This is a genomic window from Actinopolyspora alba, assembly GCF_900112765.1.
GTDB lineage: Bacteria > Actinomycetota > Actinomycetes > Mycobacteriales > Pseudonocardiaceae > Actinopolyspora > Actinopolyspora alba.
This window is the reverse complement of sequence record NZ_FOMZ01000009.1, coordinates 145,937-159,957: the sequence shown is the minus strand read 5'-3', so window position 1 is coordinate 159,957 and position 14,021 is coordinate 145,937. Positions and strand designations below refer to the sequence as shown.

The following is a 14,021-nucleotide window of genomic DNA, read 5'->3' as shown; positions in this document are numbered from 1 at the left end:
TTCGATCAGAAGCGCGTGCCGCACCAGGCGTGCCCTCGCGTCGCGAACAGCGCGTCGGCCACCGGCAGCGCTGCGGGATCGTGCACGGTGAGCAGATTCGCGTCCGCGAGGGTGGAGGGCTCGACCTCGCCGAACAGCAGCGGCGCCAGCTGGGCGACGTCAAGACTCAGCTGCGCTTCGCGGGTACCGCGTTCGACCTCTTCGGGACCGACCAGATACCGGCCCTCGTTGTGCGGCAGCGTGGCGTCGTGCACCTCGAGCACCACGGCGCCGGATCCGGCGTAGTCACGTGCCCGCAGCGCGGCGTCGACGTCCACCGGGCGAACCCACAGATCGTCGTAGACGTCTCGTACCCGGCACTGTCTGCTGTCGGTCAACCACCACTCCAACGGCTCGTCGAGCGGTCGTTCGATCGCCACCACCTCGTCCACCAGATCGATGCCGAGCAGGAACCGCCACAGCTCACAGGCAGCGGCCGAGTCGGCCGCCCGCATGTCCAGCACCCGTAGCGTGGTGCGTCCGTCACCGAACCTGTAGTCGTTGCTGTGCGTCGTCCAGCAAACGAACCCGTCGTCGTTGCCCGCCGGATCGCGGTGCACAGCCGTCGAGGCGTGTTCCTCACTCATACCGTCCCGCCACAACTGGGTCCGCCACCAGGCCCACGGACGAGCGATCGCCCCCGGCCCGGCGGGCAGGTTCCGGTAGATCTCGGGGAGTAGTCGACCGGCCGTTTCGGAGTCGACCAGCCGCACGTCGCCACCGCCGGGAGCACTGTCACGCAGCTTCGCGGCGGTCTTCTCCAGGCGAACCGTGCGTGCCCTGGTGGCGATCCCGTAACCGAAGCGCCCGTAGATGGCCGTCTCCGAGGCGTGCAACATCGCGAACGGCTCACCGAGTTGCCACGCCTCGTGCAGCTGGGCACGCATCAGCTGGGTCAGCACACCCCGCCGGGTCCGGTCCGCTCGCACACCGACGGCCGTCACGGCCGCGGCGGACAACTCGGCCCCACCCGGCAGCACCACCGAAGCGGGGAACGCTATCGCGGTTCCGGCCAGCTCACCGTCGAGGTGATCCCCCCAGACGCGGCCGACCTCGTACGGGGGCGCCATCCGCCGCCAAGCGGCATCGCTCGCGGCGGGCATGTGCAGCGCGGCTCGGAAGAGGTCATGAGCGGCGCGATACTCGGATTCCGCCAACAGCCTGACATCGTGCTCGATCACGCCTTCATGATGCCGCCGATGCTCCGCCCGGTCGAATGATTTGAGAAGGCTCACGGAGTACCGCATGCCTGTTCGAGGAGCACGCACTCGAACGAGCGGGGACGTGCGGGAACAATCAGTCGGGTCTGCCGACCGCGTAGGTCCCCTTCTCGTCCCGGATCACGACCCGAACGTTCTTGCTGACGCCGCCGACCCGCATCTCGCAGGTGAAACTGTGTCCGGCGCGCACCGGCTCCCCCTCCGGGCAGGTGACCGACTCGATGCCGTCCACGCCGTAGGAGTCCCGCGCGATCTGGCGCACCCCCTGCTGCACCGAATCGGCCTCCAGCACGGTGCGGTGGAACCAGCCGGGGGTGACGAATCCCAGTACGGCCACCACCAGCGCGGGCAGCAGAATCACGGAGCCGAGTAACCAGGGCCACGCGCGACGTCGACGCCGCCCCGCAGCGGCACCGGTACCGCCGCCCCCACTGCCCGAGCGGTCTCCCGGAGAACCCCGCAGGTCCCCGCCGAAGGACCTCGCCGGGGATGCAGCCCACTGCTCGGAACCGACGCCGGGTGAACCGGACAACCCGTAGCGATGCCGTTCGTCCGGCTGCCTGTGCGGCGACGAGCCGTAGGGGTTGCTCATTTGCGCCTTTCGACGGAGGTCGACTCGCATCGGCTCGGCCGACGTCGGGATCCGATCCAACCACAACCGAAGAAGACTGATCGGGGTGGGCTCGTCCCGGAGCGGCCCGCTCCGGGAGACCGCGGTTCACCGACCGCAGGCCCCCGGTCGCGGTTCCTCGCGGCAGGTCACACGGAGCCCGCGGCCACCACGCCCCGTCGAATCCCGTTGATCGCCTTGCTCGCGGCCGAACCGACCGGGTCCTCCCGGCCGAGAACCTCGCGGATCTGGTCCAGCAGGTCGATCACCTGCCTGCACCAGCGCACGAAGTCCCCCGCGGAGAGTTCGTGCCCCGCGGAGGCGGACGCGGTCAGCACCTTCTCCAGCGAGTCCCCTCTGGCCCAGCGGTACACCGGCCAGGCGAATCCCGCGTCGGGTTCCCGGGTGCGGTCCAGCTTGTGCCTGCGCTCGTCGTCCTCCAGCTCCGCCCAGAGTTCCCAGGTCGCCGAAACGGCTTCGGACACCGCCCCCGGCGGGACCTCCGGAACCAGCGGCGCGTCACCTCTGGACTCGTAGACCAGCGACGAGACCACCGCGGCGAGCTGTGCCGGTTGCAGCGCACGCCACTTACCCACGCGCAGGCACTCGGCGAGCAGCAGGTCCGACTCGCTGTAGAGCCGCGCCAGCCGCTTGCCGTGATCGGTGACCGGGTCGTTCGGACTGTGCGGATCCAGGTAGTGACGCTCCCCGAGCAACGCGGTGATCCGGTCGAAGGAACGCACCAACGAGTTCGTCGTGGCGGCCACCTTGTTCCTGATCTGTTCGGTCTCGCGGCGCAGTCGCTCGTGGCGCTCCGCCCACCTGGCGTGGTTCTCGCGCTCGTCGCAGCCGTGGCAGGGATGCGACCGCATCGCCCGGCGCAGGCTGGCCAGTTCCCGGTCGTCACCGGCCGAGGACCCCTTGCCGCCACGACGCTTGCCCGCAGGCGCGAGACCGCTGTCCCGCAGCGTGTTCGCGAGCTGGCGCCGCGACTTGGGCGAGCGGACGTCGACGTACTTGGGCAGCCTGATCCTGTCCTGGGGCTCGACGGGATTGGTGAAGTCGGCGACCGAGACCCTTCCTGCCCAACGGTCCTCCGTGACCACCAGCGGTCGTGCCTCGCCCATCGGATCCAGCCCCGGATCCACCACCACGGCCAGCCCGGAGCGCTTGCCGGACGGAATCGTGATCACGTCGCCCTTGCGCAACTTCTCGAGCGACTCGGCCGCCTCGGCACGCTTGGCGGCCTTGTTCTGCTTCGCGAGTTCCTTCTCCCGATCGGAGATACGGCGCCGCAGATCGAAGTACTCGGCGAAATCACCCTGGTCGCAGTGCATGGCTTCGGCATAGCCGTCGAGAGCGGCCGTGTTGCGTTCGACCCGTCTGGACTGCCCCACCACGGAACGATCCGCCTGGAACTGGGCGAACGACTGCTCCAGCAGTTCCCGGGCCGACTCGGTACCGAGGCGTCCGACCAGGTTGACGGCCATGTTGTACCCGGGCCGGAACGAGGAACGCAGCGGATAGGTGCGCGTGGAGGCCAGTCCCGCCACCTGCTCGGGATCCATACCCGACTGCCAGATCACCACGGCGTGCCCGTCCACGTCGATACCCCGACGCCCGGCACGCCCGGTGAGCTGGGTGTACTCGCCGGGAGTCAGATCGACGTGCGACTCCCCGTTGAACTTCACCAGCCGCTCCAGCACCACGGTGCGGGCGGGCATGTTGATGCCCAGCGCCAGTGTCTCGGTGGCGAACACCGCCTTGACCAGACCTCGGACGAACAGTTCCTCGACGGTTTCCTTGAACGCGGGGAGCAGTCCCGCGTGGTGGGCGGCGACGCCCCGTTCGAGGGCCTCCCGCCACTCCCAGTACCCGAGCACGTCCAGATCGCTCTCGGGCAGGGTACTGGTGTACTCGTCGATCACCGCGCGAATCTCGTCCAGCTCCTCCTCGCTGGTCAGCCGCAGGCCGGACCGAACGCACTGGTCGACGGCGGCGTCGCACCCGGCGCGGCTGAAGATGAACACGATCACGGGCAGCAGCTCGGCCTCGTCGAGCTGGCTGAGCACGTCCACCCGCGAGGGCTGGAAGAACTTCCCACCCCGATTCTGCACGCGCCGCTTACCGTCCCGGCCACGACGCACCTTGCCGGGTGGCTCCCTGGTACGCCCCAGTTCACGGGTGTGCCGCAGCAGGTTGGGATTGATCTTGAGTTCGCGGTTCTCGTCCTCGCCGCCGAACAGGTCGAACATGCGGTTGCCCACCAGCATGTGCTGCCACAACGGGACAGGTCGGTGCTCGTCGACGACCACCGTGGTGTCGCCGCGCACCTCCACCAGCCACTCGCCGAACTCCTCGGCGTTGCTCACCGTGGCTGAGAGGCTGGCGACCTGCACCTGCTGCGGCAGGTGCAGAATCACTTCCTCCCAGACCGCACCCCGGAAACGGTCGGCGAGGTAGTGCACCTCGTCCATGACGACGTAGCCGAGCGCGTCCAGGCTGCTGGAACCCGCGTAGAGCATGTTGCGCAGCACCTCGGTGGTCATCACGACCACCTGGGCGTTGCCGTTGATCGAGGTGTCGCCCGTCAGCAGCCCGACCGAACCCGTGCCGTAACGCTCGCACAGGTCGGTGTACTTCTGGTTGGAAAGCGCCTTGATCGGCGTGGTGTAGAAGCATTTGCGCCCACCGGCGAGGGCGAGGTTGACGGCGAACTCCCCGACAACGGTCTTGCCCGCGCCGGTGGGCGCACAGACGAGCACCCCGTGCCCGTCCTCGAGCGCCTGGCAAGCGGTCCGCTGGAACGGATCCAGCTCGAAGGACAGGTCGATCGTGAAGGCCCGCAGTCTCGGATGCGCACTGCGCGCCTGGTGCGCGGCGTACGCACCCGCGGGATCAACGGGCCCGGCGCTCGTCTCCGTGGTTTCAATACGGCTGTCAGCCACTCTCCCAGACTTTCATATCTCGGCCGTGAACGTGTCCACCATGCTGACACCGAGGCCGCCCGGGGGAGCGGTCAGGTCGCGTCGTCCTCCTCGACACCGGATCTGGCCGGACCACCGACGTCGACCTCGGAGGGCCGGGTATCCAGCTCGGACGGTTGATCGGGATCGACCTGCTGCGCCGAGGCCTGCTTGCGCGCCTTGGAGTTGTCGTGGGCCCGGCAGATCAGCAGGGCCAGTCCGTACAGCATGCACAGGGCAGCGGCCAGCACCAGCATGGACAGCGGATCCTGCCCCGGCGTGGCGATGGCGGCGAAGACGAACAACGCGAACACGCTGCCACGCCACCAACTGCGCAGCTTGGCGTAGCTCACGACACCGGCCCGGTTCAGCATCACCATGACCAGCGGCAGTTCGAAGCTGATGCCGAAGAACAACAACATCAGCAGCACGAAGTTGATGTACTCCCCGCCGGTCAGCGCGGTGAAGAACGAGCCGCCGCCGAAGCCCGACATGAAGGCGAGCCCCTTCGGGGCGACGAAGTAGGCCAGCGCGGCACCCGCCACGAAAAGCAGACTGCCGATGCCCACGAAAACCCTGGCGAACTTGCGCTCCCTGGCATGCAGCCCGGGCGCGATGAACGCCCAGAACTGGTACAACCAGATCGGGCTCAGCAACACCGCACCCAGCGACAGGCCGACCTTGAGCTGGATCATGAAGACCTCGAAGGGACGGGTCTGCATGAGCTGGCACTTGTCGTTCGGACTCAGCCGCATGTCGGAGGGCAACGAGCAGTAAGGGCCGGTCACGAAGTCACCGAGACTCGGTAGCCCGAACAGTTGGTGGGAGAACCACCAGAAACCGAAGATCCCGCCGCTGATCACCGCCAGCAGGGCCACCCCGAACCGGTAGCGCAGTTCGTAGAGGTGATCGACCAGTGTCATGGTGCCGTCGGGGTTCCGGCGGCGACTGTACTTGGTGCGATCACGTCCGAACGGGTTGAGGCGGCGAAGCCGACTGCCTTCCACCGTCACAGCCCCCGCGTCAGTTCGTGGCGTCGTTGCGGTGCTTGTCCTCGGCCGGCCGTTCGCCGTTCAACCGCTCCGCGCTGGTCGCCGTGAACCCGGTCGAGTGCTGCTCACCCGTGGTGAGCTGTTGCGGCTCGCTCCGTTCGGAATCGTCTTGGGAGGAGGCGGCCTGCTCGTCCTGCTTCATACCACGCGTCTCCGCCTTGAAGACCCGTGCGGACTGACCGAGCGACCTGGCCAGCTGCGGCAGTTTGGCGGCTCCGAAGAGCAACACCAACACACCGACGATGAGGACCAGCTCCCAACCACCGGGGAAACTCATGCTTGTACACCTCTTCTCAAGCCTGCTGCAACGGGGATATTACGCCGCACGAGGCCGGTTTCGACAGGTTCGATCGGATCAATGACGCTTCAGGGCGATTCCGATTCCGGCACCGCGTGCCCGCAGCAGACCGATCCGGTCGGACAGCTCACCGGACACCCGGCTGTATGCGGACCGCGCGCGGCGAACCGAGCGGAGCGTGGTCAGCACCACGGGGCTCAGGGCGATCAGGGCCACCAGCACAAGTCCCACCATCAACGCGTACGGCACGGTGACACCGTATCGCCCTCAGGTGGACAGCGGGTGAAGCGACCGTTCCAATGCTTCGTCCGCGCGCTGTCGAACCTCGGTGGCCAGTTCCGGGGGTGCGAGGATCCGTCCTCCCCCGCCCAGTCCGAGCACCAGCCGCACCAACCACGCGCGGTCGGAGTAGCGCAGCGTCACCCTGGTGGATCCGTCCGGCAGATCGGTGAGCTCGTCGACGGCGTAGTACTCGGCCACCCAGCGGGCCTCGGGGCGCAGTTCGAGTTCGACGCTCGGCTGCGGCTCCGCGGGGCGGAACGGTCCTCCCGAGAGGTCGGTGCTGGTCGCCTCTGCCGGGGGGCGCGTGGGCTCGTCGAGAACCTCGGCGTCGTCGATCCGGTCCAGCCGGAACAGCCGTACCCCGCCCGCGCGCCGGCACCAGGCCTCCAGGTAGCTGTGCCCCTGCACGAGCACCAGCCGCATCGGGTCGACCGTACGTTCGGTGATCTCGTCCCTGGAGGCGGTGTAGTACCTGATGTGCAGCGCGTTGCCCAGTCTGGTGCCTTCCTCGACGGTCGATCCCACCTCGGTGGCCACCGGTCGGGACTCGTCGGCCAACCCGACCACGACACCTTGGCGCCGCGCGGCGCCCACGGCGTTCTCGACCTTCGCCAACGCCCTGCGCACCGCGTCGGTGTCGGCGATGCCCGGTGTCTCGGACAGCGCACGCAACGCCACCTGCAGCGAGGTGGCCTCCTGACCGGTCAGGCGCAGCGGTCTGCGCATCCCCGCGTCGTAGACCACCGTGACGGTGTCCCCGCTGAACGAAAGATCGATCAGATCCCCTGGGCCGTATCCCGGCAGGCCGCACATCCAGAGCAGCTCGAGATCCCGACGAATCTGCTGCGCGTTGACACCGAAATCGGCCGCGACCTCGGTCACCTCGATTCCCGGCCTGTTGACCAGGTACGGAATCATCGCGAGCAACCGAGGCAGCCGCTCACTCGTGCTGCTCACCGATCTCCCTCCCGAAGGGTCTGCAACGTCGCCAGGTGCGCCTCGCGGACGGACTTTCGCAACGTTTCCGGTTCCAGGACCACCACATCGGGGCCGTAGCCCGCGAGCCATCCCGTCGCCGATTCGGGATAGCTCAGTTCGAGACGCAGCTCCTCGCCCGCGACGCCGTCCAGCTCACGCTCGGCGACGACTTCCGCGTCCCGCCGCACCCCCTGGGCCCGTCCGCTCGCCGCCCACAGACGCACCGGAGTTCGCGGTGGTGGTGTCGACTCGAAACCGGTGACCAGGCTCATCAGGTCAACGTCCTCGGGGCGGTTCACCTGCCCCCGCGCGCCGAAGGCGCACACCTCCCCGGTGATGCGGGAGAGCCGAAAACAACGCGCGGCCTGCCGGTCCCTGTCGTGGCCGACCACGTACCACCGGCCGCACCAGGACACCACTCCCCACGGTTCCACGGTTCGCGGCTGCGCGGAACTGCTGGCGGGTCTGCGGTAGTCGAAGGTCACCGGCCGCCCTTCGCGCACGGCGATCAGCAGCGGGGAGAAGGCCGGTTCGTCCGCCCGCACCTTGGGTTCGATCGGTCCGGCGGCGCTGTCGTCGACATCGATACCGGCGGCGCGCAGCTTGCGCAGGGCACCGCGCGCGGCGGTGCCGAATTCGGGCGCCTCCCAGAGTCGGGAGGCCAGTGCCACGGCGGCGGCCTCGTCGGACTCGAGCGCGATGTCACCGATCTCGTAGTCACGACGCGCTATCCGATAGCCGTCGATACCGTCGAAGGCCGAGTTGCGCCCGGTCTCGAGCGGGATACCCAGGTCGCGGAGTTCGGCCTTGTCACGTTCGAATGTTCGGTAGAACGCCTCGTCACTGGCAGCGTCGGAATAACCGGGAACGATCCCCCTGATTCGCTCCGCGGTGAGGTACTGGCGAGTCGACAGCAGACACAGCACCAGGTTGACCAGGCGTTCTGCGCGCGGAATGCCCACTGTCCCGAGTCTAGCGACGGTAACGGCGGTCACGTTGGCGGGCCGACGTCGTGACCTGACGAAACGGCGAGCCCGAACCTCCACCGAGAAATCTGGATACATTCCAGATCACGCGGTGCGATCGCTTGCCCTCTCGCACGACCGAGGCACGTACGGCCCTCCGGTCACAGCGGTGGTTCGCGCCGCGCCCAGGGCCGCGCGCGCTCCAGCTGCGCAGCCAGTCGGAACAGCATCCCCTCGCCCGCCAACGGCCCCACGAACTGCACACCGAGCGGCAGACCGTCGGGATCCCAGTACAGCGGAACGGACATGGCCGGTCTGCCGGTGATGTTGGCCAGCTGGGTGTAGGGCACGTGGCGCAGGTTCTCCCGGGCCACTCGGTCCACCATGCCGCTGGCGCGCAGCATTCGCCCCAGCCCCAGCCCGAGCACGGCTCTGCCTGCCGCGCGCAGCGGCTCACCGGTCGCGAGCTCACCCACGCGTACCGGCGGCCCGGCGAGTCCGGGAGTCAACAGCAGGTCGTAGTCGCGGTGGAACTCGGCCAGCCTGCGCGTGTAGCCGTGCCAACGATCGAGCAGCGCACCGTACTCGGGGCCACTGATGGTGCGCCCCACCGCGGCGAGCAGTCTGCTGTCCAGCTCGAACGAGTTTTCGGATGCTCCGGTGGCGGCCACCGCGTCGTCGATCGAGGCGGCCAGCTTCACCGACCAGGCACGCAGGAAGTCCACGGCCAGCGAATCGAGATCCACCGGTGAGCTCACCGGCTCCACGTGGTGCCCCAGCGACTCCAACAGCCGGGCGGCGTCGCTCAACGCCTCGGTCGCGTGGGGGTGCGGCCGTCCCAGTGCCGACTGCGAGGTGAAACCGACACGTAGCCGAGGGGGTTCGGATGCGATCTCGGTGGTGAAGTCCCTGTGGGGCACAGCGGGTGAGTACGGACCGGCCGGATCGGCTCCCACGATCGCGTCCAGCGCGGCGGCGCTGTCCCGAACCGTGCGCGAGAGCACACCGTCCGAGGCGGCACCGTGAAAGTTCTCCGCACGCACGGGGCCGGCGGGCACCAGGCCACGCCCCGGCTTGAGCCCGAAGACACCGCAGCACGCGGCCGGGATCCGGATGGATCCGCCTCCGTCACTGGCCCCGGCCACGGGCACGATTCCGGCGGCGACCGCGGCCGCCGAACCGCCCGAGGAACCACCCGGAGTACGATCCGCCGACCACGGGTTGCGGGAGGGGCCGAAGGCTTCGGGCTCGGTGACCGGTTTGGCGCCGAACTCGGGGGTGTTGGTACGTCCGAACGGCAGCAGCCCCGCGTTCAGCCAACGGCGCACCACCTCGGCGGTCTCCGGTGCCGCCACCCGCGCCAGCGCGGCTGTCCCCGCGCTGGAGGGGTGCCCTGCCAACTCCTGGTTCAGGTCCTTGAGCAGGAACGGAACCCCCGCGAGCGGACCACCGGCGGGCAGCCCGCTCGCCAGTTCATCCGCGGCCACCCGATCGGTGCGAACCACCGCGTTGATGCGGTCGTTGACCTTCTCGTAGCGGTCGAAGGCGGCGTCGAGCAGCTCGGTCGCGGAAACCTCACCGCCGGCGACCAGCTCGGCCAACCCCACCCCGTCGTGTTCGCGGTACTCCGAATAGTCCATGCCCACCCTTCCGTCGCGGCGACCTCGACGCGTCCGGCCACGCGGATCGGACACGAACGAATCACAACGAGCTGATCAGACGTTCCACCCTCTCGTCCACCGCGCGGAACGGGTCCTTGCACAGCACAGTCCGTTGCGCCTGGTCGTTGAGCTTGAGGTGCACCCAGTCGACGGTGAAGTCCCTGCCGGCCGTCTGGGCGGCCGCGATGAAGTCACCGCGGAGCTTGGCCCTGGTGCTCTGCGGTGGGGTGTCCTTGGCCGCCTCGATGTCACCGTCGTTGGTGGCACGGTCCACCAGGTCCTTGCGCTGCAACATCTCGAACAGACCCCGGTTGCGTCGCAGATCGTGGTAGGCCAGGTCGAGCTGCGCGATGCGCGGGCTGGACAGCTCCAGTCCGTGCTTGTCGCGATAGCGCTCCAACAGGCGATGCTTGATGGCCCAGTCGACCTCCCGGTCGATCAGCGAGTAGTCCTGGTACTCCACGGCGTCCAGCGCCCTGCCCCACAGGTCCATGATCCGGTCCGTCATGGGGTCGGAACCGCGACGAGCCACGTACTCGACCGCGCGGCCGTAGTACTCCCGCTGGATGTCGAGCGCGGACGCCTCGCGGCCACCGGCCAGCCGCACGGGGCGCCTTCCGGTGAGATCGTGGCTGATCTCCCGGATCGCACGGATCGGATTGTCCAGACTGAAGTCGTGGAACTGCACACCCTGCTCGATCATCTCCAGCACCAGGTTGACGGTGCCCACCTTCAGCAGGGTGGTGACCTCGGACATGTTCGAGTCGCCCACGATCACGTGCAGCCTGCGGTAGCGCTCCGCGTCGGCGTGCGGCTCGTCCCTGGTGTTGATGATCGGGCGGGAACGGGTGGTGGCACTGGACACCCCCTCCCAGATGTGCTCCGCCCGCTGGGACAGGCAGTAGACCGCGCCGCGGGGGGTTTGCAGCACCTTGCCCGCGCCGCAGATCAACTGTCGGGTGACGAGGAAGGGCAACAGCACGTCGGCGATGCGGGAGAACTCCCCCGAACGCCCCACGAGGTAGTTCTCGTGGCAACCGTAGGAGTTGCCCGCCGAGTCGGTGTTGTTCTTGAACAGGAAGATGTCCCCGCCGATGCCCTCGTCGGCCAGCCTCCGCTCGGCATCGGTGAGCAGATCCTCCAGTATGCGCTCACCCGCCTTGTCATGGGTGACGAGCTGGACGAGGTCGTCGCACTCGGCCGTCGCGTACTCGGGGTGCGAACCAACGTCCAGATAGAGTCTCGCGCCGTTGCGCAGGAAAACGTTCGAGGAACGGCCCCACGAAACGACCTTCCGGAACAGGTATCTGGCAACCTCGTCCGGGGAGAGCCTGCGTTGCCCGTGAAAGGTACAGGTCACCCCGAACTCGGTCTCGATGCCGAAGATCCTCCGCTGCATGCCTCCACAGTAGGCGTCTTCGTCGAACTCGGCGGTCCGCCGTTCGGGGTCGGACGCGAAAAAATTCGGCCGAAACCACCACACAACGTGGCCGCACGCGAGCCGGAAGCGGGGTTCCGGCGCTCGGGGACCGAACACCGAAACCACCGGTTCCGCTCGTCACGACACTGCCGAGTCCCCGGCTCGGGCCGCCCGGGACCGGCCCGTCACTCGGGTGAGCCGCCGTTTTCCGACTGCTCCGAGTCCGCTCCCGAGCCGGACTGCTCGGACTCGTCGGGAAGCAGCTGACGCAGTGCCGCACCGGTGATGCGACGGAACGTGCGGTGCGGCCTGGACCGTTCCAGTACCGCCACCTCCAACTGCCCGACTCCCAACTCGCGGGATCCCTCGCCGCCGGCCATCAGGGCGCGCACCGCCTCACGAACGGCGGGTTCGAGTTCCATGCCGTCGGTGAAGGAGTCCTTCAACGCGGACGTGACGGTCTCGGCCTGCCCACCCATCGCCACGTACTGCGGTTCGTCGACGATGGAACCGTCGTAGGTCAACCGGTACAGCTGGTCCGCCTCCGGTGTGCTCCCCACCTCGGCTACACAGATCTCCACCTCGAAAGGCTTGACCTGTTCGGTGAAGATGGCCCCCAGCGTCTGCGCGTAGGAGTTGGCCAGTGCCCGACCGGTGACGTCACGCCGGTCGTAGGAGTACCCCTTGACATCGGCCATCCTGATACCTGCCATGCGCAGGTTCTCGAACTCGCTGTACCGCCCCACCGCGGCGAAGCCGATGCGATCGTAGATCTCGGAAATCTTGTGCAGGGTGGTCGAGGGGTTCTCGGCCACGAACAGCACCCCGCCCGCGTACTTGAGCACCACCACGCTACGCCCCCGAGCGATACCCTTGCGGGCGAGCTCGGAGCGTTCGCGCATCAGCTGCTCTGGCGAGGTGTAGAAGGGCATCGTCACGGTTGTGCACTCCTGGCTCGAATCGTGCTGTACCGACTTGGCACATGGCGCTTGCTTCGCACGCGGCGACGGACACCGGGCCGGCCGGAATACACCGTGCCCCCGGTCGTGGCGATCCTGCCCCGCGCGGGCTCTCGGCCTCAGCCTCCGGGATTCTGCTGCCTGCCCGCGACGACCTCCTCGGCGACGGCGGCGGTGCGTTCCTCGGACATCCGGACAGCCCCCTCCGCACCGGTGATCGTGACCACCGTGGGATAGATCTTCCTGGCCACGTCCGGCCCACCCGTCGCGCTGTCGTCGTCGGCCGCGTCGTAGAGCGCCTCGATCGCGTTGCGCACGGCCGAGTCGACATCGGCATCAGGATCGTGGCGTTTCTTCAACGCCGACTTGGCGAACAGCGAGCCAGAGCCGACGGCGTTGTAGCCCGCGCTCTCGTCGTAGCGTCCGCCGGTGATGTCGTAGGTGACGATGCGCCCCGCCCGCTCGGGGTCCTCGGCAGCGGTGTCGAAACCGACGAACAGTGGGACCACCGCGAGCCCGGCCATCGCCCCCTGCAGGTTGCCGCGCAACATGGTCGCGAGCTTGTTGGCCTTACCGTCCAACGAGAGCGGAACAGCCTCGATCTTCTCGTAGTGCTCGAGTTCGACGGCGTACAGCCGCACCATCTCGAGCGCGATACCGGCGGTACCCGCGATACCCACCGCGGAGTAGTCGTCGGTCACGTAGAGCTTGTCCATGTCCCGCTGGGCGATGATGTTGCCCATCGTGGAACGACGATCTCCCGCGAGCAGCACACCTCCCCGGAAGGTCAGCGCGACGATGGTCGTCCCGTGCGGCACGTCCATCGAGCCCTCGGTGCTGTCCGCGGCCCGCGGCAGCATCTCGGGGGCCGCGGCTCGGAGGAAGTCCGTGAACGAGGAGGATCCGGGAGTGAAGTACTCGGGGGGCAGCGCCTGACCCGGATGGCTCCGAGTCGAGCTGGATTCCATGGGCGACATCGTCTCCTGCTCGAAGTAACTGGCGTCACATGATCGGTTGTGCACACTCTAGGCCGTGCACGGTCGCGCCGGTCGGCCCGGTGCCGGCCGACGCTGACCGCGAAGCGGGAGTCCCACCGGGGCGGTTCGGACTGTCCCGGCGTCAGCCGGGAGCGGCCGGGCGAACCGTCCCGCGGGACCCCGTTACTGGCCACCCTTCCGGGTTACTGGCCACCCTTCTGGACGTAGGCCCGGACGAAGTCCTCGGCGTTCTCCTCCAGGACGTCGTCGATCTCGTCCAGAATGGTGTCCACGTCCTCGCCGAGCTTCTCCCGACGCTCCTGACCAGCGGATTCGGCACCGTTCTGTTCCTCGTCGCCTTCGTCTCCGCCGCCGTGCCGCTCAACCTTTTCCTGGGACATCTCGCCTCCCGGTGGTCTCATCGAGGATGCCTGCCCGAAACCGGCACCGCGGCTTCCACCGGGCGGACCCGACAACACCCCGGGCCGGACGGGCAACAAAACATCCTGGTGTGAACACTACCTAGTCAATCGGCCGCACGCCCAGATCCAAAGGTGGCCGTTTTGGATCTGTCGCGCTCCGAAGCTCCCGCGA

General features: G+C 68.1%; 13 protein-coding genes. All 13 read right to left on the bottom strand.

What is annotated here, in order from left to right:
• Window positions 1-5 precede the first annotated feature (5 nt).
• Complete coding sequence (locus tag BM150_RS15200; protein WP_092927928.1) at window positions 6-1,220, bottom strand: GNAT family N-acetyltransferase; 1,215 nt, start codon at window positions 1,218-1,220, stop codon at window positions 6-8.
• Window positions 1,221-1,335: 115 nt separating this feature from the next.
• Window positions 1,336-1,851 carry a DUF4333 domain-containing protein gene (locus tag BM150_RS15195; protein WP_175496846.1) on the bottom strand — a complete coding sequence of 172 codons (516 nt, stop codon included), beginning with the start codon at window positions 1,849-1,851 and terminating at the stop codon, window positions 1,336-1,338.
• Between the two features lie 167 nt (window positions 1,852-2,018).
• Window positions 2,019-4,817: a DEAD/DEAH box helicase gene (locus BM150_RS15190; RefSeq protein ID WP_175496845.1), complete on the bottom strand. Its 2,799-nt coding sequence runs from the start codon at window positions 4,815-4,817 to the stop codon at window positions 2,019-2,021.
• Between the two features lie 71 nt (window positions 4,818-4,888).
• The gene (tatC, locus tag BM150_RS15185) at window positions 4,889-5,758 is read right to left on the bottom strand and encodes a twin-arginine translocase subunit TatC (RefSeq protein WP_175496844.1); all 870 of its coding nucleotides are present in this window, start codon (window positions 5,756-5,758) and stop codon (window positions 4,889-4,891) included.
• Window positions 5,759-5,858: 100 nt separating this feature from the next.
• Window positions 5,859-6,164: a Sec-independent protein translocase subunit TatA gene (tatA, locus tag BM150_RS15180; protein WP_092927926.1), complete on the bottom strand. Its 306-nt coding sequence runs from the start codon at window positions 6,162-6,164 to the stop codon at window positions 5,859-5,861.
• A 78-nt stretch (window positions 6,165-6,242) separates the two neighbouring features.
• A complete protein-coding gene (locus BM150_RS15175) occupies window positions 6,243-6,434 on the bottom strand; it encodes a bacteriophage holin (protein WP_092927925.1) in 192 nt (63 codons plus the stop codon).
• An 18-nt stretch (window positions 6,435-6,452) separates the two neighbouring features.
• Entirely contained in the window at window positions 6,453-7,424 is a 972-nt protein-coding gene (locus BM150_RS15170) for a helix-turn-helix transcriptional regulator (protein WP_092927924.1), read from the bottom strand.
• Window positions 7,421-8,407 (bottom strand): helix-turn-helix transcriptional regulator, encoded by a 987-nt coding sequence (locus tag BM150_RS15165; protein WP_092927923.1) that lies wholly within the window; start codon window positions 8,405-8,407, stop codon window positions 7,421-7,423. The genes BM150_RS15170 and BM150_RS15165 overlap by 4 nt, the downstream gene beginning before the upstream one ends.
• A 164-nt stretch (window positions 8,408-8,571) precedes the next feature.
• A complete protein-coding gene (locus BM150_RS15160; protein ID WP_092927922.1) occupies window positions 8,572-10,050 on the bottom strand; it encodes an amidase in 1,479 nt (492 codons plus the stop codon).
• Window positions 10,051-10,111: 61 nt separating this feature from the next.
• On the bottom strand, window positions 10,112-11,470 hold the full coding sequence (gene pafA / locus BM150_RS15155; protein WP_043574844.1) for a Pup--protein ligase: 1,359 nt from the start codon (window positions 11,468-11,470) through the stop codon (window positions 10,112-10,114).
• Between the two features lie 206 nt (window positions 11,471-11,676).
• Window positions 11,677-12,429, bottom strand: coding sequence for a proteasome subunit alpha (prcA, locus tag BM150_RS15150; RefSeq protein ID WP_092927921.1), 753 nt, complete (start codon window positions 12,427-12,429; stop codon window positions 11,677-11,679).
• Window positions 12,430-12,569: 140 nt separating this feature from the next.
• The gene (gene prcB / locus BM150_RS15145) at window positions 12,570-13,418 is read right to left on the bottom strand and encodes a proteasome subunit beta (RefSeq protein ID WP_092927920.1); all 849 of its coding nucleotides are present in this window, start codon (window positions 13,416-13,418) and stop codon (window positions 12,570-12,572) included.
• A gap of 212 nt (window positions 13,419-13,630) precedes the next feature.
• Window positions 13,631-13,828, bottom strand: a complete 198-nt coding sequence (locus tag BM150_RS15140) for a ubiquitin-like protein Pup (protein ID WP_092927919.1) — start codon at window positions 13,826-13,828, stop codon at window positions 13,631-13,633.
• Window positions 13,829-14,021: the final 193 nt, after the last annotated feature.